Below are 23271 nucleotides of genomic sequence, written 5' to 3' on the forward strand. Positions count from 1 at the left end.
GCATTGGGCGACGAGTAAGGAGTCAACGATGGCTATCAGCATGACAGAAGCGGCTGCTCGACACGTGCGACGCTCCCTCGACGGGCGCGGCAAGGGTGAAGGGATTCGTCTGGGTGTTCGCACCACGGGCTGTTCCGGCCTTGCCTACGTGCTGGAGTTTGTCGACGAGGTGGTTGCAGAAGATCAGGTGTTCGAAAGTCACGGCGAAAAAGTGATTATCGACCCGAAAAGCCTGGCTTACCTCGACGGCACCGAGCTCGATTTCGTCAAGGAAGGGTTGAACGAAGGCTTCAAGTTCAACAACCCCAACGTGCGCGGTGAATGTGGCTGCGGCGAAAGCTTCAACATCTGAGGCTTGTCGTGGGTATTCCTTGTCATTTCGCTTTATTCGAGCTGCAACCGGGCTTTCGTCTGGATCTCGAACAGTTGGCCACGCGCTATCGCGAGCTGGCGCGCGGCGTTCACCCTGACCGCTTCGCCGACGCTTCCGAGCGCGAGCAGCGCTCCGCTCTTGAGCAGTCCGCGCGGCTCAACGACGCCTATCAGACGCTCAGGAGTCCGGCCCAGCGCGCACGTTACCTGCTGACCATCAGCGGGCATGAAGTGCCGATGGAAGTCACGGTCCACGATCCCGAGTTTCTTCTGCAGCAGATGCAATGGCGCGAAGAACTCGAAGATCTGCAGGACAGTGCCGACCTGGACGGTGTCGCGGCCTTCAAGCGTCGCCTGAAAACCGCCCAGGACGAGCTGAACGAAAGCTTCGCAGCCTGTTGGGATGATGCAGCGCAACGCGAACAGGCCGAACGCCTGATGCGGCGCATGCAGTTCCTCGACAAGCTCACCTACGAAGTGCGCCAGTTAGAAGAGCGCCTCGACGATTAACCCAGTGCCGCTCCGGTCGCACGCCTGATATACAGATAAGTCCTGATCACGATGGCCCTACTGCAGATCGCCGAACCCGGCCAAAGTCCTCAACCGCACCAGCGTCGTCTGGCTGTGGGGATCGACTTGGGCACTACCAATTCGCTGGTCGCTGCGTTGCGCAGTGGTCTTTCCGAGCCGCTGGCCGACGCCGAAGGGCGGGTCATCCTGCCTTCTGCCGTGCGCTATCACGCCGATCGCGTCGAAGTCGGCGAGTCGGCCAAGCTGGCCGCGTCCTCCGATCCCCTGAATACCGTGCTGTCGGTCAAGCGCCTGATGGGCCGTGGTCTGTCCGACGTCAAGCAATTGGGCGATCAACTGCCGTACCGCTTTGTCGGCGGCGAATCGCACATGCCGTTCATCGACACCGTGCAGGGTCCGAAAAGCCCGGTCGAAGTGTCCGCCGATATCCTCAAGGTGTTGCGTCAGCGCGCCGAGGCGACCCTGGGTGGTGAGCTGGTGGGTGCGGTGATCACCGTTCCGGCGTATTTCGACGATGCTCAGCGTCAGGCTACCAAGGATGCGGCGAAGCTCGCCGGTCTGAACGTGCTGCGTCTGCTCAACGAGCCGACGGCGGCGGCGGTGGCGTACGGTCTGGACCAGCATGCCGAAGGCCTGGTCGCGATTTATGACCTGGGTGGCGGCACTTTCGATATTTCGATTCTGCGTCTGACCGGCGGTGTCTTCGAAGTCCTGGCAACCGGCGGCGACAGCGCGCTGGGTGGCGATGACTTCGATCACGCGATTGCCGGCTGGATCATCGAGAGCGCCGGTTTGTCCGCCGACCTCGATCCGGGCGCACAGCGCAGCCTGCTGCAAACCGCTTGCGCAGCCAAAGAAGCCCTGACGGATGCCGACAGTGTTGAAGTGGCCTACGGCGACTGGAAAGCACAACTGACCCGCGAAGCTTTCGATGTACTGATCGAGCCAATGGTCGCCCGCAGCCTGAAAGCCTGCCGCCGCGCCGTCCGCGATTCCGGCGTCGAGCTGGAAGACGTGCACGCCGTGGTCATGGTGGGCGGTTCGACTCGCGTTCCACGCGTTCGCGAAGCCGTCGCCGAAGCCTTCGGTCGTCAGCCACTGACTGAAATCGACCCGGATCAAGTGGTGGCCATTGGTGCCGCGATCCAGGCGGATACATTGGCTGGCAACAAGCGTGATGGCGGCGAACTGCTGCTGCTCGACGTGATTCCACTGTCCCTGGGGCTGGAAACCATGGGCGGCCTGATGGAGAAGGTGATTCCGCGTAACACCACCATTCCCGTCGCTCGCGCCCAGGACTTCACGACTTATAAAGACGGCCAGTCGGCCATGGCGATCCACGTGTTGCAGGGCGAGCGCGAATTGATCAGCGACTGCCGCTCCCTGGCTCGCTTCGAATTGCGCGGCATTCCGGCAATGGTCGCAGGCGCGGCGAAAATTCGCGTGACCTTCCAGGTCGATGCCGACGGTCTGCTCAGCGTTTCCGCCCGTGAATTGGGTTCGGGCGTTGAAGCCAGCATCCAGGTCAAGCCGTCCTATGGTTTGACCGACGGCGAAATCGCCAAGATGCTGAAAGATTCGTTCCAGCACGCCAATGACGACAAGGTCGCCCGCGTTTTGCGCGAGCAGCAAGTTGATGCCCAGCGCCTGATCGAAGCGGTGCAGGGCGCTCTGGAGGCGGATGGCGAGCGTTTGCTCGACGCCGAAGAGCGCCTGGTCATCGATCTGCAGGTGCAGGAACTGGCCGAACTGATGAAAGGTACCGATGGTTACGCCATCGAGCAGCAGACCAAGCGTCTGTCGCAAGTGACCGATGCTTTTGCTGCTCGCCGTATGGATCAGACGGTGAAGGCCGCTCTGTCGGGGCGCAATCTGAATGAAATCGAGGATATCTGATGCCGCAGGTCATTTTTCTGCCACACGAGAAGTTCTGCCCTGAAGGCATGGTTGTCGAGGCTGAGCCCGGCACATCGATTCTCGATCTGGCCCACGAACACCATATCGAGATGGAAAGCGCCTGCGGCGGCGTCTGCGCTTGCACCACTTGTCACTGCATCATCCGCGAGGGGTTCGACTCGCTGGAAGAAGCCGACGAGTTGGAGGAAGATTTCCTTGATCGTGCGTGGGGTCTGGAGGCGCAGTCGCGTCTGGCCTGTCAGGCTATCGTGGGTGAAGAAGACATCACCGTCGAAATCCCGAAATATTCGCTTAACCATGCGGCCGAAGCGCCGCACTGACTGGTAAGACTGTCATGAGCTACGGTTGGAATGATGTTCAACGTATTGCAGAAGAGCTGGCCGAAGCCAAGCCGGATGTCGATCCGCTCTCTGTCAATTTCGTCGACCTGCAGCGATGGATCATGGAACTGCCTGATTTCGACAACACCTCTGGCCGTGTCGGCGAGAAAGTGTTGGAAGCGGTCCAGGCCCTCTGGATCGAAGAAGTAGACTGATCGTCCTTGCAGGTTAGGCAATACCCAAGAACCCGCGTATAATTCGCGGGTTTAATTTTTCGCAAATTACCGTTTCTGGAGTTACACCATGGCTGTTCAACGTACTTTCTCCATCATCAAGCCTGACGCTGTTGCAAAAAACGTCATCGGCGAGATCACCACTCGTTTCGAAAAAGCAGGCCTGCGCGTTGTAGCTTCGAAACTGAAGCAACTGTCCAAAGCCGAAGCTGAAGGCTTCTACGCTGAGCACAGCGCTCGTGGTTTCTTCGGCGACCTGGTTGCCTTCATGATCTCCGGTCCTGTTGTTGTTCAGGTTCTGGAAGGCGAAAACGCTATCGCTCTGAACCGTGAGCTGATGGGCGCTACCAACCCTAAAGAAGCTGCTGCCGGCACCATCCGTGCTGACTTCGCTGATTCCATCGACGCCAACGCTGTACACGGTTCGGACTCCGAAGCCGCTGCTGCTCGTGAAATCTCGTACTTCTTCGCAGCTACTGAAGTAACCACTCGCTAAGCATTGGCTTAAAGAGTGAAGGTGAATCCATGACTACATCGACTGTTAAAACCAACCTGCTGGGTCTGACCCAGCCGGAAATGGAAAAATTCTTCGACTCAATCGGGGAGAAGCGTTTCCGTGCCGGTCAGGTAATGAAATGGATTCACCACTTTGGCGTGGATGATTTCGACGCCATGACGAACGTCAGCAAGGCCTTGCGCGACAAGCTCAAGGCTATTGCTGAAGTCCGTGGTCCCGAAGTGGTCAGCGAGGACATCTCCAGCGACGGCACTCGTAAGTGGGTGGTGCGCGTGGCGTCCGGCAGCTGTGTCGAGACCGTTTACATTCCCCAGGGCAAACGCGGCACTCTGTGCGTTTCGTCCCAGGCAGGCTGTGCCCTGGACTGCAGTTTCTGCTCCACCGGCAAGCAAGGCTTCAACAGCAACCTCACCGCCGCCGAAGTCATCGGTCAGGTGTGGATTGCCAACAAATCCTTCGGCAGTGTTCCGGCTACCATCGACCGCGCCATCACCAACGTGGTGATGATGGGCATGGGCGAACCGCTGCTGAACTTCGACAACGTCGTGGCCGCCATGCATCTGATGATGGATGACCTGGGCTACGGGATCTCCAAGCGCCGCGTGACCCTGTCCACGTCGGGTGTGGTGCCGATGATCGATGAGCTGGCCAAGCACATCGACGTATCCCTGGCGTTGTCCCTGCACGCACCGAATGACGCATTGCGTAACCAATTGGTGCCGATCAACAAGAAATATCCGCTTAAGATGCTGCTCGAGTCGTGCCAGCGCTACATGTCCGAACTGGGCGAGAAGCGCGTGCTGACCATCGAGTACACCTTGCTCAAGGACGTCAACGACAAGCTTGAGCACGCCGTGGAAATGATCGAGCTGCTCAAGGATATTCCCTGCAAGATCAACCTGATTCCGTTCAACCCGTTCCCGCATTCCGGGTACGAGCGGCCGAGCAACAACGCCATCCGCCGGTTCCAGGATCAGCTTCACCAGGCAGGCTATAACGTGACCGTGCGCACCACCCGTGGTGAAGACATCGACGCGGCTTGCGGTCAATTGGTAGGGCAGGTGCTGGATCGCACCCGTCGTAGCGAACGTTACATCGCCGTGCGCGAATTGAGCGCCGACAGCGATCTGGCACAGAACGCCGCGAACACTAACTAAGAGAGGATCTCTATGTCCCTGCGCTTTGCGCTGCTGTTGCTGTTGGCCAGCCTGTGTGCTGGCTGTGTCCTGTCGGGCGATTACAACCCGATGAAGACCAGCAAGGGCCGCGATGAAGCGCGGGCTGCCTACGTGCAGCTGGGACTGGGATACTTGCAGCAAGGCATGACCGAACGGGCCAAGGTGCCGTTGAAAAAGGCCCTCGAGCTGGACAGTTCGGATCCTGACGCCAACGCGGCCCTCGGGCTGGTTTTCCAGTCCGAGATGGAGCCTGCACTGGCGGATGAGCACTTTCGCAAGGCGCTGTCCTCCCGTCCCGCCGATGCCCGCATCCTCAACAATTACGGCAGTTTTCTCTACGAAGAAAAGCGTTACAAGGAAGCCTACGAGCGTTTTGAACAGGCCGCCGCCGATACCCTGTATCCTGAGCGTTCGCGCGTGTTCGAGAACCTCGGCATGACGGCGTCCAAGCTTGGTCAGCGTGATCTGGCCCAGCAGCAACTGGAAAAAGCATTGCGTTTGAACCGTCAGCAACCACGGGCATTGCTGGAAATGGCTGAGTTGTCATTCGAAGACAGGCATTATGTGCCCGCGCGTGACTATTACGATCGTTTCAGCCAGCTGTCCGAGCAAAATGCACGTAGTCTGTTGCTCGCGGTTCGGTTGGCAAAAGTGTTTGAAGATCGCGACAAGGCCGCCAGTGCGGGCCTGCAATTAAAACGACTCTATCCCGGTACGCCGGAATATCAGCAATACCTGTCGGAGCAATGATGAAAGCGGCGCATCCCGAAGTTGTAGCAGCGAATCGCGTTAACCCCGGTGAGACCTTGCGCCAGGCCCGCGAAAGCAATGGCTGGTCGCTGGCCGAAGTGGCCCTCAAGCTCAACCTCACCGTGACTTCCCTGACCAACCTCGAAGCCGGTGCGTTCGACAAGCTGCCGGGGCATACCTTCGCTCGCGGTTACATTCGCGCCTATGCCAAATTGCTCGGCATGGATCAGGCGGTCCTGGTCCAGCAGTTCGACCAGTCCACCGGCACCGACTCCCAGGGCAGCAACGTCCACGCCCTGGGTCGTATCGAAGAGCCGGTCCGGGTTTCCCACACCATTTTGCGGATCGTCAGCCTGTTGCTGCTGATTGCGGTCATCGGCGGCGGTTTCGTCTGGTGGCAGGATCAGACCTCGCTGCGGACCAAGGATCTGACCACGCTGGCGCCTGAGCACGTCGAAGTCGAAGGCGCTGACGGCACTACCCAGATTCACCCGCTGGACGAGCCGGAAGACCAGGCCGTCGCGGAAGGCGAAGCCGAGGGCTCAACCGCCCTGGCACTGCCACAAGCGGAAACCGCCGCTGAGTCGACGGGGGCCGAGGCTGCTGCTCCAGCAACAGCTCCGGTGACGCCTGCTCCAGCCGTAACCGCTCCTGCTCCGGTTCACACGCCAGCTCCGGTGGTGGCTGCTCCTGCCGCGCCTGCGCCAAACGTTCCGGCTACACCAGCACCTGTCGTCACGGCTCCTGTCGCTCCGACCGCTGTTGTTCCAGCACCCGCGCCAGTTGCCCCGGCAGCTCCGGTTGCCGGCCAGGGCCAGGTTCAACTGCAATTCACCGCCGATTGCTGGGCTCAGGTCACTGACGGCAGCGGCAAAGTGTTGTTCAGCGGTCTCAAGCACAAGGGCGACAGCGTCTCCGTGGCTGGCAAGCCACCGCTGGCTGTTCGTCTGGGCGTTGCCCGGGCCGCGCAGGTCAGCTACAACGGCCAACCGGTCGATATCGCTCCGTTCACCAGTGGCGAGACTGCTCGCCTGAAGTTGGGTCAATAAGTCATGCACGGCGAATCTCCAATCAAACGTCGCGAATCCCGCAAGATCTGGGTCGGTAACGTGCCTGTCGGCGGCGATGCGCCTATCGCTGTGCAGAGCATGACCAACAGCGACACCAATGACGTCGCTGCCACCGTCGCCCAGATCAATCGCCTTGAAGCCGCCGGTGTCGACATCGTGCGGGTTTCGGTGCCGGACATGGACGCGGCCGAGGCATTCGGCAAGATCAAGCAACTGGTCAAGGTGCCGTTGGTTGCCGACATCCACTTCGACTACCGCATCGCTTTGCGCGTGGCTGAGTTGGGTGTCGATTGCCTGCGGATCAACCCGGGCAACATCGGTCGTGAAGACCGTGTGCGTGCGGTGGTCGATGCCGCCCGTGACCGCGGGATTCCGATCCGCATCGGCGTCAACGCCGGTTCCCTGGAAAAGGACCTGCAAAAGAAATACGGCGAACCGACCCCGGCCGCGCTGGTCGAGTCGGCACTGCGTCATGTCGAGCACCTCGAACGCCTGAATTTCCAGGACTTCAAGGTCAGCGTGAAGGCTTCCGACGTGTTCATGGCCGTCGAAGCCTACCGCCTGCTGGCGAAAGAAATCGTCCAGCCGCTGCACCTGGGCATCACTGAAGCCGGTGGATTGCGCTCCGGTACAGTGAAATCCGCCGTGGGCCTAGGTATGCTGCTCGCCGAGGGGATTGGCGATACTATCCGCATCTCGCTGGCGGCCGATCCGGTCGAGGAAGTGAAGGTCGGTTACGACATTCTCAAGTCTTTGCATCTGCGTTCCCGTGGCATCAACTTCATCGCCTGCCCGAGCTGCTCGCGGCAGAACTTCGATGTGGTCAAGACCATGAACGAGCTGGAAGGGCGCCTTGAAGACCTGCTGGTGCCGCTGGATGTCGCGGTGATCGGTTGCGTGGTCAACGGCCCCGGCGAAGCCAAGGAAGCCCATATTGGCTTGACCGGCGGTACGCCAAACCTGATTTACATCGACGGCAAGCCGTCGCAGAAACTGACGAATGACAATCTGGTGGACGAGCTCGAAAGGCTGATCCGCGAGAAAGCGGCCGAGAAGGTCGAAGCTGACGCAGCGGTTATCGCGCGCGGCTGATCGAACGAATTAAGGAATTTCTGTGAGCAAGTCTCTGCAAGCCATTCGTGGCATGAACGACATCCTGCCGGAACAGACGCCGGTATGGCGCTACTTCGAAGGTACTGTTTCGCGTTTGCTGGATAACTACGGTTACAAGCAGATCCGCATGCCGATCGTCGAGTTCACCGAGCTGTTCAAGCGCTCGATCGGTGAAGTGACCGACATCGTCGAAAAAGAGATGTACACCTTCGACGACCGCAACGGCGACTCCCTGACCCTGCGTCCGGAAGGCACGGCAGCGTGCGTGCGTGCAGTGCTCGAGCACGGCATCACCGGCGGTGGCCAGGTGCAGAAACTCTGGTACATCGGCCCGATGTTCCGTCACGAGCGTCCGCAGAAAGGCCGTTATCGCCAGTTCCACCAGATCGGTCTGGAAGTCTTCAATCTCGACGGTCCGGACATCGACGCCGAACTGATCGTGCTGACCTGGCGCCTGTGGGGCGAGCTGGGTATCCGCGATGCGGTCAAGCTTGAACTCAACAGCCTGGGCACCAGCGAGTCCCGTGGCCGTTATCGTGAAGCGCTGGTCGAGTATCTCTCGGCGCACCACGACAAACTGGACGAAGACAGCCAGCGTCGCCTGAAGACCAACCCACTGCGCGTGCTCGACACCAAGAACGCCGACACGCAGGCGGTACTGGTCGATGCGCCGAAGATGGCCGACTACCTGGATGACGAATCCCGTGCCCACTTCGAAGGCCTGAAGGCCCGTCTGGATGCCGTCGGCATTCCTTACGTGCTCAACCCGAAACTGGTACGCGGCCTCGATTACTACAGCAAAACCGTATTCGAATGGGTCACCGACAAGCTCGGCGCCCAGGGCACCGTGTGCGCGGGCGGCCGTTACGACGGTCTGGTCGAGCAGATGGGCGGCAAGCCAACCCCGGGCGTCGGTTTCGCCATGGGGATCGAGCGTCTGGTGTTGCTGCTGGAAACCCTGGAGCAGATTCCGGAAGAAATCTCCCGTCAGGTCGACGTCTATCTCTGCGCCTTCGGCGAAGCAGCAGAGCTGGCCGGTCTGGCTCTGGCCGAGCGTGTACGCGACCAACTGCCCAACCTGCGCCTGCAAGTCAATGCCGGCGCCGGCAGCTTCAAGAGCCAGTTCAAGAAAGCCGACAAGAGCGGTGCGCTGTACGCACTGATCCTCGGTGACGACGAAATGGCCCAGCAAGTGGTAGGTTTCAAACCCCTGCGTGGCCAGGGCGAACAACAAAGCATTGCCTGGGATGCGCTCGCTGCACACCTGGCCACCTGCGTCGTGCAGGGTTGAAGCTGTCTAAACAGCCGATTTAGCGATTAAGGAGTATTGGGGTGTCGAGTACCGAAGACGAACAGTTGGCGGATTTGAAGGACTGGTGGACACGCAACGGCAAACCTCTGGTCACTGGCGGCCTGTTGGCGCTGGTCATCGTGTTCGGCTGGCAGGCTTTTCACAAGTATCAGAGCAACCAGTCGCAAGGCGCCTCGGTGCTCTATCAGCAATTGCTTGAAACCACGCTGACCCCGGATGGCAAGCCTGATGCCGCGCGCGTTGCGGATCTGGCCGGCAAGCTCAACAGCGAATTCGGCGGGACTGCCTACGCGCAGTACGGCAGCCTGTTCGTGGCCAAGGTCGCGGTCGACAGCGGCAAGCTGGACGACGCGGCGACCGAGCTGAAAGCCATCGTTGCCAAACCGGCCAACGCCGCACTGGGCGAAATCGCCCGTCAGCGTCTGGCGCAGGTGCTGGGTGCACAGAACAAGGCTGATGAGGCTCTGAAACTGCTTGAAGGCGATGCCGACAAGTCGTTCCTGGCCACTCGCGAAGAACTCAAGGGCGACCTGCTGGTACAGCTGGGCCGCACTGATGAAGCGAACACGGCGTATCAAAAAGCCAAGGCGGCACTGTCGGATGAAGCGGCGGTCGGTGGCCTTCAAATCAAGCTGGACGACCTGGCCAAAGGGGATGCGTGACGTGATCCGTTGGAAGCATGCAGCATTGCTGGCTCTGGCCCTTCTGGCCGCGGGTTGCAGCAGCAACAGCAAAAAAGAACTGCCACCGGCCGAACTGACCGATTTCAAGGAAGAAGTGGTTCTGCACAAGCAGTGGAGCCGCTCGATCGGTGACGGTCAGGGCGAAACCTACAACATGCTGGTGCCGGCAATCGATGGTGACACCATCTACGCGGCCGACGTTACCGGCATCGTAATGGCCATGGATCGCAGCAACGGCGACGTGAAGTGGAAAAAGGAACTTGACCTGCCTGTCTCCGGCGCCGTTGGCGTGGGTTACGGTCTGGTGCTGGTCGGCACGCTGCGAGGCGAAGTCATTGCACTCGACACCATCAACGGTGAAGAGAAATGGCGTGCTCGCGTGACCAGTGAAGTGCTGGCGCCACCTGCCAACAACGGTGACATCGTGGTCGTGCAGACCCAGGACGATCGTCTGATCGGTCTGGATGCCTCCACCGGTCAACAGCGTTGGGTGTACGACAGCACGCCAGCCGTGCTGACTCTGCGAGGCACCAGTGCACCGCTCGTGACCAACCGCCTCGCGGTGGCTGGCCTGTCGACCGGTAAAGTGATTGCTCTGGACATTTCCAACGGCGTGCCGGTCTGGGAACAACGGATCGCGATTCCACAAGGTCGTTCGGAACTGGAGCGCGTGGTCGATATCGATGGCGGTCTGCTGCTGTCCGGCGGCACGCTGTACGTTGCCAGCTATCAGGGTCGCGTTGCGGCACTGGACCTGGAAAGCGGTCGTCAACTGTGGCAGCGCGACGCGTCGAGCTACGCCGGTATCGCCCAGGGTTTCGGCAACGTTTACGTGAGCCTGTCTTCGGGCACCGTTGAAGGCGTCGACGAGCGTTCGACCACTGCACTGTGGACCAACGATTCGCTGGCCCGTCGTCAACTGTCGGCACCGGAAGTGTTCTCCAGCTACGTTGCAGTCGGTGACCTGGAAGGTTACCTGCATCTGCTGAGTCAGGTGGACGGTCGTTTCGTCGGCCGCGAGCGCATCGACAGCGACGGCCTGCGTGCCCGTCCGCTGGTGGTGGGTGACACGATTTATGTGTATGGCAACAGCGGCAAACTGGAAGCCCTGACCATCAAGTAACAATTCACTAAAGGAGCCGAGCGAAGATCAGGCAAGGCAAAAATCAGCGAGGGAGCGGAGTTGACTTTAGTCAATGAGCATCCCGAGCTGATTTTTAACGCCGCATGATCGAGCGCAGGCCCTTTAGCTATGCTTGGGGTTAAAACCCCAGGCGGCCCCGGTATTCCGGGGCTTGCAGCGCTTTCTGGCGTTGCCCCGAGCACCAGCCGCTGCCTCGCAGCGGCTTTTGTATTTTCTGAAATAACGAAGTGGAGAGCCGCATGGTTCCCGTAATCGCCCTGGTGGGCCGACCGAACGTCGGCAAGTCCACCTTGTTCAACCGCCTGACCAGGACTCGCGACGCCATCGTCGGCGACTTGTCCGGTCTGACCCGTGATCGCCAGTACGGTGAGGCCAAGTGGCAAGGGCGTTCCTACATTCTGATCGACACCGGCGGTATCTCCGGTGACGAACATGGTATGGACGAAAAAATGGCCGAGCAGTCGCTGCTGGCCATTGAAGAAGCGGATGTCGTTCTGTTCCTGGTAGATGCCAAGGCCGGTTTCACCGCCGCCGACCAGATGATCGCCGAACACTTGCGCAAACGTAACAAGCGTTCCCACGTGGTCGCCAACAAGGTCGACAACATCGACCCGGAAATGGCCCGCGCCGAATTCGCCCCGCTGGGCATGGGCCACGCGATCCCGATCGCTGGCGCCCACGGTCGCGGCATCACTCAATTGCTGGAAGCCGCCCTGAGCGATTTCCCGCGCGATGATGACGAACCGGCGGAAGGCGAAGAGGAAGAGATCGTTGCCGAAGGTGAGGAAGCCAAGCGCATTCCTGGCCCGAGCGAAAAAGACGGCATCAAGATCGCCATCATCGGTCGTCCTAACGTTGGCAAGTCGACGCTGGTCAACCGCATGCTCGGTGAAGACCGGGTGATCGTCTATGACCAGCCCGGCACCACCCGCGACAGTATCTACATCCCGTTCGAGCGTAACGACGAGAAGTACACGCTGATCGACACCGCCGGTGTGCGCAAGCGCGGCAAGATCCACGAAGAAGTCGAAAAGTTCTCCGTGGTCAAAACCCTGCAGGCGATCAAAGACGCCAACGTGGTGATCTTCGTGATGGACGCCCGCGAAGGCGTGGTCGATCACGACCTCAACCTGCTGGGCTTCGCCCTTGAAGCCGGTCGGGCTCTGGTGATCGCGATCAACAAGTGGGACGGCATGACGCCGAGCGAGCGCGACTTCGTGAAGATCGAGCTGCAACGTCGCCTGTTCTTCGTCGAGTTCGCCGACATCCACTTCATCTCGGCACTGCACGGTACCGGCGTGGGCAACCTCTACGCTTCGGTGCAGAACTCGTTCAAGTCCGCGGTCACCCGCTGGCCGACCAGCCGCCTGACCCAGATCCTCGAAGACGCAGTCAGCGAGCACCAGCCGCCGATGGTCAACAGCCGCCGGATCAAGCTGCGTTACGCTCACCTGGGTGGCGCGAACCCGCCGATCATCGTGATCCACGGTAACCAGATCGAGAAAGTGCCGAAGTCCTACGTGCGCTATCTGGAAAACACTTACCGCCGTGTGCTCAAACTGGTCGGTACGCCGATCCGTATCGAGTTCAAGGGTGGCGAGAACCCGTACGAAGGCAACAAGAACACGCTGACCGACCGCCAGGTCAACAAGAAGCGTCGTTTGATGTCGCACAACAAGAAGGCCAGCAAGAAGCGCCGCGACAAGAAGTAAGGTCGCTGCCCGTTGATCGTTTCCATGCACAGCACAGGAACGATCATCGAGAGAGAAGGGGCGCCGTTTGGCGCCCTTTTTTTATGGGCGCCGGATGGGCTATCCTCGGGCTCTCCCGCGCCGTCGTCAGTGCCGGGGCAGAGCAGGGAACCCCGATGATTACCAGCAAGCTGCCGAATGTCGGCATCACTATTTTCACGCAGATGTCTCAGCTCGCGGCACAGACCGGAGCCATCAACCTGTCCCAGGGTTTTCCCGATTTCGACGGCCCGCAGTCGCTGCGCGATGCGGTCGGTCGGCACATTGCCAGTGGCCATAACCAGTATTCGCCGATGACCGGCCTGCCGGCGTTGCGTCAGCAGATCGCGGCCAAAATCGCTCGCAGCTATGGCGCCAATGTCGATGCCGACACTGAAGTGACCGTGACCCCCGGTGCGACCCAGGCGATCTTCTGTGCGATCCAGGCGGTTATCCACAGCGGCGACGAAGTCATCGTGTTCGACCCGGCTTATGACAGCTATGAGCCGTCGGTGGAGCTGGCCGGCGGGCGCTGCGTGCATGTGCAGTTGGGCCTGAATGATTTTTCCATCGACTTTGACAAGCTCAGTGCAGCCCTGAGCCCGCGTACGCGGATGATCATCCTCAACACCCCGCACAACCCGAGCGGCGCGCTGATCAGTCGCGCCGAGCTCGACCAGTTGGCGGCGTTGATCCGCGACCGCGACATCTATGTGATCAGCGACGAAGTGTACGAACACCTGGTGTTCGACGGTGTGCCGCACGTCAGTGTGCTGGCTCATGAAGAGCTGTATCAGCGGGCGTTCGTGGTCAGTTCGTTCGGCAAGACCTATCACGTCACTGGCTGGAAAACCGGCTACGTCGTAGCACCGCCGGCCCTGACGGCGGAGCTGCGAAAAGTGCACCAATATGTGAGCTTCTGTGGTGTGACACCGCTGCAGTACGCCCTGGCCGATTACATGGCCGAGCATCCGGAACACGTCGAAGAACTGCCGGGTTTCTATCAGGCCAAGCGCGATCTGTTCTGCGATTTGCTGGAGCCTTCGCGATTCAGCTTCACCCGGGTCACCGGCACCTATTTCCAACTGGTCGATTACTCGCAGATCCGTCCTGACTTGAACGATGTCGAGATGGCGATGTGGATGACCCGCGAGCATGGCGTAGCCAGTATCCCGGTGTCGGTGTTCTACCAGAATCCACCCGAAGGCCAGCGCCTGGTGCGTCTGTGCTTTGCCAAACGCGAGGAGACGCTGCGGGAAGCGGCGGCAAAACTATGCGTGATCTGAGTGCGTTACCCGATCTCAATCTGGCGCTGATCCAGACCAGCCTGGCCTGGCATGATCGTCAGGCCAACCTTGAGCATTTCGACGCTTTGCTGGAGCAGGCGCGCGGTGCGGATCTGATCATCCTGCCGGAAATGTTCACCACCGGCTTCTCCATGGAATCCGAAACCCTGGCCGAAGCCGAAAACGGCCCGACCAGCAAATGGCTGCGGGCTCAGGCGGCGAAACTGAATGCCGTGGTCACTGGCAGCGTGATCATCCAGGCCGCCGACGGCAGCCACCGCAACCGCTTGCTGTGGGCGCGACCGGACGGCGAAGTACTGCATTACGACAAGCGCCACCTGTTCCGCATGGCCGGCGAGCACAATCACTACACCCCCGGCGAACGCCAGGTGCAGTTCGAACTCAAGGGCTGGCGTGTGCGTCCGTTGATCTGCTACGACTTGCGCTTCCCGGTGTGGAGCCGCGATGCGCAAGACACCGACCTGCTGCTGTACACCGCCAACTGGCCGGGTGCACGGCGTCAGCACTGGAACCGGCTGCTGCCGGCCCGGGCCATCGAAAACCTGTGCTATGTGGCGGCGGTTAACCGGGTGGGAACCGATGGCAAGGGTTTCGCGTATACCGGCGACAGTCAGGTGCTGGATTTCCAGGGCGAAACGTTGCTGGCGGCGGGGGAGGCGGACGGGGTGTTCAAGGTAGTTTTGGAAGCAGCATCGCTGGCCGCTTACCGAGAGCGGTTCCCGGCGAATCTGGATGCAGATACCTTCGAATTCACCTGATAATCGCAATCAGAACGAAAAAGGCCCCGAGGTGCAAACCCCGGGGCCTTTTGTGTTTCAGCGATCAGTTACGCCGCTTTCGCTTCCGGCTGGTTCAGCGAGCGGTTCAGCGCGCTGAACAGGGCCTTGAAGCTGGCCGTGGTGATATTTTCATCGATGCCCACGCCGTGCACCGCACGTTCGCCGTTCACACGCAGTTCGATGTAGGCCGCAGCCTTGGCGTTGGTGCCCGCGCCGATGGCGTGTTCGTTGTAGTCCATGATCTCCACCGGAATCGGCAGACCGGCCACCAGCGCTTCCAGCGCGCCGTTGCCCTTGCCGCGCCAGTGCAGGTTGGTTTCGCCCTGACCCTTGCTCGCGACTTCGACTTCGACGGCGCTGTTGCCGTTTTCTTCCTGCAGGCGATGGCTGACCAGCGCGTACGGAGTGTTGGCTTGCAGGTATTCGCTGATCAACAGCGAGTGGATCTGCTTGGCGGTCATCTCCAGGCCCAAGCGATCGGTTTCACGCTGCACGACCTGGCTGAATTCGATCTGCATGCGACGTGGCAGGCTGATGCCATATTCCTGCTCCAGCAGGTAGGCGATGCCGCCCTTGCCCGACTGGCTGTTGACGCGGATCACCGCCTCGTAGCTGCGACCGATGTCGGCCGGGTCGATCGGCAGGTACGGTACTTCCCACAGTGCGTCGGATTTCTGCTGGGCGAAGCCCTTGCGGATTGCGTCCTGGTGAGAGCCAGAAAATGCGGTGTGCACCAGGTCGCCGACGTACGGGTGACGGGGGTGAACCTGAATCTGGTTGCACTCTTCGACGACTTTGCGCACGCCGTCGATGTCGGAGAAGTCCAGTTGCGGGTCGAGGCCCTGGGTGTACATGTTCAGTGCCACGGTGACGAGGTCGACGTTACCGGTACGCTCGCCGTTGCCGAACAGGCAGCCTTCGACACGGTCGGCGCCAGCCATCAGGCCCAACTCGGTGGCGGCCACGCCGGTGCCACGGTCGTTGTGGGTGTGCAGGCTGATGATCACGCTGTCACGACGGTTGATGTTGCGGTGGAACCACTCGATCTGGTCGGCGTAGACGTTCGGGGTCGCGCATTCAACGGTGGCCGGCAGGTTGAGGATGATCTTGTGCTCAGGCGTCGGGTTCCAGACCTCGATCACGGCGTCACAGACTTCCTTGGCGAATTCCAGCTCGGTGGCGCTGAAGGTTTCCGGCGAGTATTCGAAGGTCCACTCGGTGTCCGGCTGCATGGCTGCGTATTTGACGAACAGCTTGGCGGCGTTCACGGCGATGGCCTTGATCCCGTCCTTGTCCTGGTTGAACACGATGCGACGGAAAGAAGGGGAGGTGGCGTTGTACAGGTGAACAATCGCCTTTTTCGCCCCGCGCAGGGATTCGAAGGTGCGCTCGATCAGGTCTTCACGGCCCTGGGTCAACACCTGGATGGTGGTGTCGTCCGGGATGTGGCCTTCTTCGATCAGGGCACGCACGAAGTCGAAGTCGGTTTGCGAAGCGGCCGGGAACGAGGCTTCGATTTCCTTCACGCCCACTTGCACCAGAGTTTTCCAGAAGCGCAGCTTTTTCACCGCGTCCATCGGCTCGATCAGCGACTGGTTGCCGTCACGCAGGTCGGAGCTGCACCAGATCGGCGCGGCATCGATGGTTTTCGACGGCCAGGTGCGATCCGGCAGGTTGATCACAGGAAACGCGCGGTATTTCGAAGACGGGTCTTTGAGCATGCTCATCGGGAAATTCCTTATTGTCTGGGCCGAAAAGAGGCGGCCTGCCGGTGGAACGAATGTTCGGGGAGAAGCTTGGGACGAGGCGCAGCGATTCAGCCCGGCAGTCGTGCGCTGACGAGGCACAGGCTGCGGTGCTGGCGAAGCTGAATAAGGGTGTGAGAGGTTTTCATGCCTTCAACCCTAACCGCGGGGGATGAGGATGGCAAGCAGTCGAAAAAAATTGAGAGGAATACCCGGAAAGCGGTTTTTTCCGAGATTTTATTCTTGATATGGCGGTAATTGTTGGCAGGGATTGCGCAGACCATTCGTCGTACGCAATCCCTGCTGAAGGAGGCTCAGCCCGGAATCAAGGTTGGAATGCACCAATGAAAATCGCCGGATCAACCCGCGCGTCGTTCAGGCTGACGTTCCAGTGCATGTGCGGCCCTGTCGCCCGACCTGTGGCACCCACCTTGCCGACTACCGCACCGCGCGCCAGTTGCTGACCGTTCTGCACATCGATCTTCGACATGTGGCAGAACATGCTGATGAAGCCCTGGCCGTGGTCGACGAACACGGTGTTGCCATTGAAGAAGTAATTGCCGATCAGGATCACCTTGCCCGCCGCCGGGGTCTTGATCGGTGTGCCGGCCGGCACCGCGAAGTCGAGGCCGGCGTGAGGGTTGCGCTCTTCACCGTTGAAGAAACGGCGCACGCCAAACTTGCTCGACAGCGGCCCGTTGACCGGTTTGTCCAGCAATAGGTTGCTCGGCGTGTTCGGGCTGAAACTGCGGTAGGCCTTGATCTGCTCGGCCAGTTCGCCCTCGATGCGCTTCAGGTTCGCCGGGTTTGGATTGACCTGCTGAGTGTTCTTCAGGGTGATGTGCTGTTCCGGGTATTTCTTGTTGCCGACGCTGAAATTCAGGTTTCGGCCGCCGCTGCTGATCTGCTGGATGCCGGGTTTGACGGTCAGCGGTACGCCGACAATCGCCAGCCAGTTGTTCTGTTCCTTGACCACCAGCACCGGTTTGCCCTGATACGTGGCTTTCGGCGCTTGCGCGGCGCTGCCCAGATCGACGACAGCAACGCCGCCCGGCACCGGTTTGTTCAGCAGCCGGGTGATGTAGCTGTCGGCGTGGGCGTTGAGGGTCAGGCACAGCAACAACAGCGGAGCGAGAAAACGCGGCATGGATCAGTCCAGTAAAGAGAGGGTGACGGGCGTCAGGTGATTGTCCTCGACGCGCACTTGCAGTTCGCCTTCGCCCAGTCTGGCCTTCAGGCGCTGGCCGGTGTGGGTTTGCGCCGCGTCGCGGATCGCGTTGCCACGTTCGTCGAGCAGAATGCTGTAGCCACGGCCAAGGGTCGCCAGCGGGCTGACCACATGCAGGGTCTGCATCTGGCTTTGCAACTGTAAACGGCGCCGTTTCAGGCCTTCGTTCATTGCGCGTGGCAGGCGCTCGGCGAGGCTGTCGAGACGCTGGCGCAACAGGGCCAGTTGGCGCCCCGGGTGTTGCCCGGCGAGGCGGGTTTCCAGGCGGATCAGGCGTTCGCGGCGGGTGTTGAGCTGGCGCTCGAACGCCCGGCGCATGCGCATGTCCAGGTCATCCAGGCGTTGTGCCTGCTGGCGCAGTCGCTCGCCGGGATGGCGCAGACGACGAGCCATGCCCTCAAGACGCAGACGATCACGCATCAGGCGGTCACGCATGCGCATCACCAGCCGGCGATGCAGGCTTTCGACCTGGCGGATCAGGTGGCTGGAATCTGGGGCGAGCAATTCGGCCGCCGCAGAGGGCGTCGGTGCGCGAACGTCAGCCACAAAGTCGCTGATCGACACATCGGTTTCATGCCCGACCGCACTGACGATCGGCGTCACACAGGCATCCACTGCCCGGGCCACGGCCTCTTCGTTGAAGCACCAGAGATCCTCCAGCGAGCCGCCGCCACGGGCAAGAATCAGCGCGTCGAAGCCACGGGCATCTGCGAGTTTCAGGGCGCGGACGATCTGCGCGGTGGCTTCGCGGCCCTGAACGGCGGTGGGAATCAGCGTCAGTTGCACCTGCGGCGCACGGCGGCGGAACACGCTGATGATGTCGCGGATCACCGCGCCGGTCGGCGAACTGATGATGCCGATGCGCTGCGGATGGGCTGGCAGCGGGACTTTTCGTTCGGCACTGAACAGGCCTTCGGCGCTGAGCTTTTCCTTCAAGGCATCGAAGGCCAAGCGCAGCGCACCGTCGCCGGCAGGCTCTACCGTGTCGAGGATCAGTTGATAGTCGCCACGTCCTTCGAACAGCGAGACCTTGCCACGCACCTTGACCGCCAGGCCATCCTTCAGCGCCTGACGCACGCGAGCAGCATTCTGGCGGAACAGCGCACAACGCACCTGGGCGCCGCTGTCCTTGAGCGTGAAGTACACGTGGCCGGACGCCGGGCGGGCGAGGTTGGAAATTTCGCCTTCGACCCAGATGTTGCTGAACACGTCTTCGAGCAACACCCGCGCGCGGCCGTTGAGCTGGCTGACGGTCAGGACTTCGCGGTCCAGGCCGAGTCTTGCAAAGGGATCTTTAATCATGGGGCGCAGTTTAAAGGCATTCGCCGGTGAATGTCTGGAGGAAGTGTTGCACCAACGGTGTGGGATTCTGCCGAAAGGCGAGGGCGACGGTGCTCTGGCAATCGCCGGTCAGTGGCAGAAATCTCACACCGGGGGGCGCGATGTCCTGCATCGATTCCGGCAGCAGAGCGATGCCGAATCCGGCCTGGATCAATTGCAACTGTGTGGTCTTGCGCGACATCACTCGCGCAGCCTGAGGGAAAAAGCCGTGACGCATGCACAGGTCCGCGCACAAATAGCTCAGCCCGCCCCGTTGCGGATGGGGGATGGAGATGAACGCTTCGTCCTTCAATTGCGCCAGATCGACTGCCTCCGCCAAAGCCAGTCGGTGCTCCGCCGGCACGGCAAGCAGCAAGCGTTCGGTGTAGAGCGGCACAACCTGAACGCCCTCGCGCTGACGCAAAACCGGCAGGCGTAGAAGGCCGATATCGAGCCGGCCCTCGGCCAGTTCTTCAAGCTGTGCCTCCGAAGACAACGTGCCGATGTCCAGCGAAACCCCGGGCTGTTGCTCCAGGTAAGTGCTCATGTCGCGCAACAGTCGGCCGCTGATCGGTACGGTGCTGGAGTGAGACAGGCGCAAGGTGCCGCGCTGGCCCTGGCCGATTTCCGTGGCCAGGGTGCTGGCCTTGTTCAATTCGTTGAGCAGATTTTTCGCCCGGGGCAAGAACGCTTCGCCGGCGGCGGTGAGCCGGGGCTGGCGCGCCGTGCGTTCGAACAGCGGCGTTTGCAGGCGGGTTTCCATGTCCTTGATCTGCCGACTCAGCGCCGACTGGGCAATGAACAGGCGTTCGGCTGCGGCACTGAAGCTGCCGCTCTCGGCGATTTCCACGAAGTAACGCAATTGACGGGTTGAAAGCACGAGACATGCCTTTTCGAGATGGCTTGGCGGTTTCGATGATATTAGTCGCAACCCTCGGCGCTGGCTAAAGTCATCGCAGGCTTATATAGGAAGCGAGCGAATGAGTGTGGCGGGGTTGTTGAGCGAATGGTCGTGGGGCGTGCAGGGCTGGGTGGTGATCGGACTGGCGATCGCGCTGGCCTACATCGTGTTCGGCATTGCCGGTTTCGGTACGGCGCTGGTGGCGGGGCCGATCCTGATTCTGTTCATGCCGTTGTCGAAGATCGTGCCGTTGCTGGTGCTGCTGGATTTCGTCGCCGCGTTCGGCAATCTGCTGCCGTCGCGGCGCGATGTGGCGAAACCGGAATTGCTGCGGCTGCTGCCGTGCATGGCGGTGGGTTGCACGCTGGGGGTGATTTTCCTGCTTAACCTCAAGTCCGACCTGTTGTTGCTGTTGATGGGGCTGTTCATCAGTGCCTACGCGGTTTACAGCTTGTGGATCAAGGCCCGGCCGGCGCAGTTGTCCGCGATGTGGGCGTTGCCGATGGGCACGGTGGGCGGGCTGTTCGGGGCGTTGTTCGGCAGTGGCGGCTTTCTTTATGCGATCTACCTCAACAGCCGACTGCCAAAAGACGCGGCCCGGGCCACGCAAAGTGCGCTGATCAGTTGCAGCACGGTGGTGCGTTTGAGCCTGTTCGCCATCGCCGGGGTGTATGCCGAGCTACCCTTGTTGATGCTCGCGTTGTGTCTGTTGCCGGCCATGGCGCTGGGACTGTGGATTGGACGGCGGCTGACCATGCGCTTGTCCCGCGAGGCCTTCGTGCGGCTGGTGACCTGGCTGGTGCTGGCGAGCGGCCTGGCGCTGATCGGCCGCTATTTAAGCACTTGACCGGATTGTCTCAGGGATTAAGCTGCCGGCCGCGTTCGTCGCAGAACATCCTTTGACGCAGCAGGCTTGCACCATGAATTCCCAAAGCATCATCGTCCCGAAAATCTCCAACCTGCCGGTGCACGAACCCCGGGCCCGGGCGATCCTGCGCTGGCTGGTGCGCAAGAACATCATCAAGGAAGAGCTGAGCACCTGCGGGCGCACCGGTAATCGCATGGCCTACGCCATCGCCGATGGCGCCCGCGCGGTGGTGCTGCATCCCGAGGCGCTGCCGTTCGGTGAGCCGATCAATGGTCTGGAGGTCGTCACCAAGCGCTGCATCTACACCCCGGCCAAGGGCTTTCTCGAAGAAGCCGGTTGTGCCGAGTGTCGCCAGGAAATCGGCGAAGCGCTGTTCGAAAGCCTGGAAGACTGGATGCCGGGTCGCACCGACAACTTCACCTGCCCCGAGTGCGGGCATGAAGATGACATCAACGGTTTTCTGTATTTGCAGGAGTGCGGGTTTTCCAACCTCGGTTTCATCTTCAACAACTGGCTGGAGGCGGGGTTCAAGCAGAGTTTCATCGACGAATTCGCCGACTGGCTGGATCAACCGGTGAGCTGGGTCAAGGTCGAGTTGTAGGGTGCGCTTTTCCCGTACATCAGCAACATTGATATAAGACAAGTTTTACATTGAACCCGAAGGGGTGTCTGACTATAATGGCGCGCTTCCATTTTCCCGCTCGGGAGCCCCCGCGATGCTGCGTATCAGCCAAGAAGCTCTGACCTTCGACGACATTCTTTTAGTGCCTGGTTATTCCGAGGTGCTTCCTAACGAAGTCAGTCTCAAGACCCGCCTCACCCGTGGCATCGAACTGAATATTCCTCTGGTTTCTGCCGCCATGGACACCGTTACTGAAGCCCGTCTGGCAATCGCCATGGCTCAGGAAGGTGGCATCGGCATTATCCACAAGAACATGACCATCGAGCAGCAAGCTGCCGAAGTCCGCAAGGTCAAGAAGTTCGAAGCCGGTGTGGTCAAGGACCCAATCACCATCGAGGCTGACGCCACGGTTCGTGATCTGTTCGAACTGACCCGCATGCACAACATTTCCGGCGTTCCGGTGCTGCACGATGGCGACCTGGTCGGCATCGTCACTTCCCGTGACGTGCGTTTCGAAACTCGTCTGGAAGCCACCGTTCGTGAAGTGATGACGCCGAAAGAGCGTCTGGTCACTGTTCGCGAAGGCGCCAACAAGAACGAAGTCCGCGAGTTGCTGCACAAGCACCGTCTGGAAAAAGTCCTGATCGTCGACGACAAGTTTGCCCTCAAAGGCATGATGACCGTCAAAGACATCGAAAAAGCCAAGGCTTACCCGCTGGCCAGCAAGGACGACCAAGGTCGTCTGCGTGTCGGCGCTGCGGTCGGTACCGGTAAAGACACCGGTGACCGCGTTGCAGCGCTGGTCAATGCCGGTGTGGACGTAGTGGTGGTCGACACTGCTCACGGTCACTCCAAAGGCGTGATCGACCGCGTTCGCTGGGTCAAGGAGAATTTCCCTGAAGTGCAGGTGATCGGCGGCAACATCGCCACCGGCGCAGCCGCCAAGGCCCTGGCCGAAGCCGGCGCCGACGCCGTCAAGGTCGGTATCGGCCCTGGCTCGATCTGCACCACCCGTATCGTCGCCGGTGTCGGCGTTCCGCAAATCAGTGCCATCGCCAACGTCGCCGCTGCCCTTGAAGGCACCGGTGTTCCGTTGATCGCCGACGGCGGCATCCGTTTCTCCGGTGACCTGTCCAAGGCCATCGTTGCCGGTGCTTCCTGCGTGATGATGGGCTCGATGTTCGCCGGTACCGAAGAAGCGCCGGGCGAGATCGAACTGTTCCAGGGCCGTTCGTACAAGGCTTATCGCGGCATGGGTTCGCTGGGCGCCATGTCCCAGGCTCAAGGTTCCTCCGATCGTTACTTCCAGGACTCCTCGGCAGGCGCCGAGAAACTCGTTCCGGAAGGCATCGAAGGCCGTGTTCCTTACAAGGGCACCCTGAGCGCGATCATTCACCAGTTGATGGGCGGTCTGCGTTCCTCGATGGGTTACACCGGCAGCGCCAACATCGAAGAAATGCGCACCAAGCCTGAGTTCGTGCGGATCACCGGTGCCGGCATGGCCGAATCCCATGTTCACGACGTGCAGATCACCAAAGAAGCGCCAAACTACCGCGTAGGTTGAGGCTTCAAGCAAAACGTTAAATGACCGGGGCTGTTTTATTCAGCCCCGAGTCGTTTCTGAATCAAGA

23 protein-coding genes are annotated in these 23271 nt (G+C 60.6%); 19 read left to right on the top strand and 4 right to left on the bottom strand.

Annotation, left to right across the window (positions count from 1 at the left end; all coding sequences use genetic code 11):
- The first annotated feature begins 28 nt into the window (after positions 1-28).
- From iscA to AC1RR7_RS16450, 16 genes are all read left to right on the top strand, one after another.
- Entirely contained in the window at positions 29-352 is a 324-nt protein-coding gene (gene iscA / locus AC1RR7_RS16375; protein WP_003227904.1) for an iron-sulfur cluster assembly protein IscA, read from the top strand.
- 8 nt (positions 353-360) lie between these two features.
- Positions 361-882, top strand: coding sequence for a co-chaperone HscB (hscB, locus tag AC1RR7_RS16380; protein WP_493157997.1), 522 nt, complete (start codon positions 361-363; stop codon positions 880-882).
- Between the two features lie 51 nt (positions 883-933).
- Positions 934-2799, top strand: a complete 1866-nt coding sequence (gene hscA, locus AC1RR7_RS16385; RefSeq protein ID WP_102620822.1) for a Fe-S protein assembly chaperone HscA — start codon at positions 934-936, stop codon at positions 2797-2799.
- The gene (gene fdx, locus AC1RR7_RS16390; RefSeq protein WP_003227897.1) at positions 2799-3140 is read left to right on the top strand and encodes an ISC system 2Fe-2S type ferredoxin; all 342 of its coding nucleotides are present in this window, start codon (positions 2799-2801) and stop codon (positions 3138-3140) included. The genes hscA and fdx overlap by 1 nt, the downstream gene beginning before the upstream one ends.
- Before the next feature lie 14 nt (positions 3141-3154).
- On the top strand, positions 3155-3355 hold the full coding sequence (iscX, locus tag AC1RR7_RS16395; protein ID WP_027619659.1) for a Fe-S cluster assembly protein IscX: 201 nt from the start codon (positions 3155-3157) through the stop codon (positions 3353-3355).
- Positions 3356-3443: 88 nt separating this feature from the next.
- A complete protein-coding gene (ndk, locus tag AC1RR7_RS16400; protein WP_007916882.1) occupies positions 3444-3869 on the top strand; it encodes a nucleoside-diphosphate kinase in 426 nt (141 codons plus the stop codon).
- 29 nt (positions 3870-3898) lie between these two features.
- Positions 3899-5047, top strand: a complete 1149-nt coding sequence (rlmN, locus tag AC1RR7_RS16405) for a dual-specificity RNA methyltransferase RlmN (RefSeq protein ID WP_096818602.1) — start codon at positions 3899-3901, stop codon at positions 5045-5047.
- A 12-nt stretch (positions 5048-5059) separates the two neighbouring features.
- Positions 5060-5818, top strand: a complete 759-nt coding sequence (gene pilW / locus AC1RR7_RS16410; RefSeq protein WP_096818600.1) for a type IV pilus biogenesis/stability protein PilW — start codon at positions 5060-5062, stop codon at positions 5816-5818.
- Positions 5818-6867, top strand: a complete 1050-nt coding sequence (locus AC1RR7_RS16415; protein WP_096818598.1) for a RodZ domain-containing protein — start codon at positions 5818-5820, stop codon at positions 6865-6867. The genes pilW and AC1RR7_RS16415 overlap by 1 nt, the downstream gene beginning before the upstream one ends.
- 3 nt (positions 6868-6870) lie before the next feature.
- Complete coding sequence (gene ispG / locus AC1RR7_RS16420) at positions 6871-7980, top strand: flavodoxin-dependent (E)-4-hydroxy-3-methylbut-2-enyl-diphosphate synthase (protein WP_020795607.1); 1110 nt, start codon at positions 6871-6873, stop codon at positions 7978-7980.
- A gap of 22 nt (positions 7981-8002) precedes the next feature.
- Positions 8003-9292: a histidine--tRNA ligase gene (gene hisS, locus AC1RR7_RS16425; RefSeq protein WP_096818596.1), complete on the top strand. Its 1290-nt coding sequence runs from the start codon at positions 8003-8005 to the stop codon at positions 9290-9292.
- Positions 9293-9333: 41 nt separating this feature from the next.
- Entirely contained in the window at positions 9334-9975 is a 642-nt protein-coding gene (locus tag AC1RR7_RS16430) for a tetratricopeptide repeat protein (protein WP_457382484.1), read from the top strand.
- Complete coding sequence (bamB, locus tag AC1RR7_RS16435) at positions 9968-11119, top strand: outer membrane protein assembly factor BamB (protein WP_096818592.1); 1152 nt, start codon at positions 9968-9970, stop codon at positions 11117-11119. The genes AC1RR7_RS16430 and bamB overlap by 8 nt, the downstream gene beginning before the upstream one ends.
- A gap of 260 nt (positions 11120-11379) precedes the next feature.
- Positions 11380-12852, top strand: coding sequence for a ribosome biogenesis GTPase Der (der, locus tag AC1RR7_RS16440; protein ID WP_096818590.1), 1473 nt, complete (start codon positions 11380-11382; stop codon positions 12850-12852).
- Positions 12853-13007: 155 nt separating this feature from the next.
- The gene (locus AC1RR7_RS16445) at positions 13008-14156 is read left to right on the top strand and encodes a pyridoxal phosphate-dependent aminotransferase (protein WP_096818588.1); all 1149 of its coding nucleotides are present in this window, start codon (positions 13008-13010) and stop codon (positions 14154-14156) included.
- Entirely contained in the window at positions 14144-14935 is a 792-nt protein-coding gene (locus tag AC1RR7_RS16450) for an amidohydrolase (RefSeq protein WP_064383905.1), read from the top strand. The genes AC1RR7_RS16445 and AC1RR7_RS16450 overlap by 13 nt, the downstream gene beginning before the upstream one ends.
- A 68-nt stretch (positions 14936-15003) precedes the next feature.
- Here the strand turns inward: AC1RR7_RS16450 and leuA are convergent, their stop codons facing one another.
- The 4 genes from leuA to AC1RR7_RS16470 all read right to left on the bottom strand — a co-directional run bounded on the left by leuA (position 15004) and on the right by AC1RR7_RS16470 (position 20129).
- On the bottom strand, positions 15004-16683 hold the full coding sequence (gene leuA / locus AC1RR7_RS16455) for a 2-isopropylmalate synthase (RefSeq protein WP_493157998.1): 1680 nt from the start codon (positions 16681-16683) through the stop codon (positions 15004-15006).
- Between the two features lie 343 nt (positions 16684-17026).
- Entirely contained in the window at positions 17027-17848 is an 822-nt protein-coding gene (locus AC1RR7_RS16460) for a peptidoglycan DD-metalloendopeptidase family protein (protein WP_493157999.1), read from the bottom strand.
- Between the two features lie 3 nt (positions 17849-17851).
- A complete protein-coding gene (gene xseA / locus AC1RR7_RS16465) occupies positions 17852-19231 on the bottom strand; it encodes an exodeoxyribonuclease VII large subunit (RefSeq protein ID WP_493066055.1) in 1380 nt (459 codons plus the stop codon).
- Between the two features lie 10 nt (positions 19232-19241).
- Positions 19242-20129 carry a LysR family transcriptional regulator gene (locus AC1RR7_RS16470; protein WP_493158000.1) on the bottom strand — a complete coding sequence of 296 codons (888 nt, stop codon included), beginning with the start codon at positions 20127-20129 and terminating at the stop codon, positions 19242-19244.
- Positions 20130-20229: 100 nt separating this feature from the next.
- Between AC1RR7_RS16470 and AC1RR7_RS16475 the strand changes: the two genes are divergently transcribed.
- From AC1RR7_RS16475 to guaB, 3 genes are all read left to right on the top strand, one after another.
- Positions 20230-20997: a sulfite exporter TauE/SafE family protein gene (locus AC1RR7_RS16475; protein WP_096818578.1), complete on the top strand. Its 768-nt coding sequence runs from the start codon at positions 20230-20232 to the stop codon at positions 20995-20997.
- Positions 20998-21070: 73 nt separating this feature from the next.
- Positions 21071-21619 carry a sugar ABC transporter ATPase gene (locus AC1RR7_RS16480; protein WP_096818577.1) on the top strand — a complete coding sequence of 183 codons (549 nt, stop codon included), beginning with the start codon at positions 21071-21073 and terminating at the stop codon, positions 21617-21619.
- A gap of 115 nt (positions 21620-21734) precedes the next feature.
- Positions 21735-23204, top strand: coding sequence for an IMP dehydrogenase (gene guaB, locus AC1RR7_RS16485; RefSeq protein ID WP_085709413.1), 1470 nt, complete (start codon positions 21735-21737; stop codon positions 23202-23204).
- The last annotated feature ends 67 nt before the right edge of the window (positions 23205-23271 follow it).

This window comes from Pseudomonas sp. GW821-FHT11G12, from assembly GCF_058808055.1.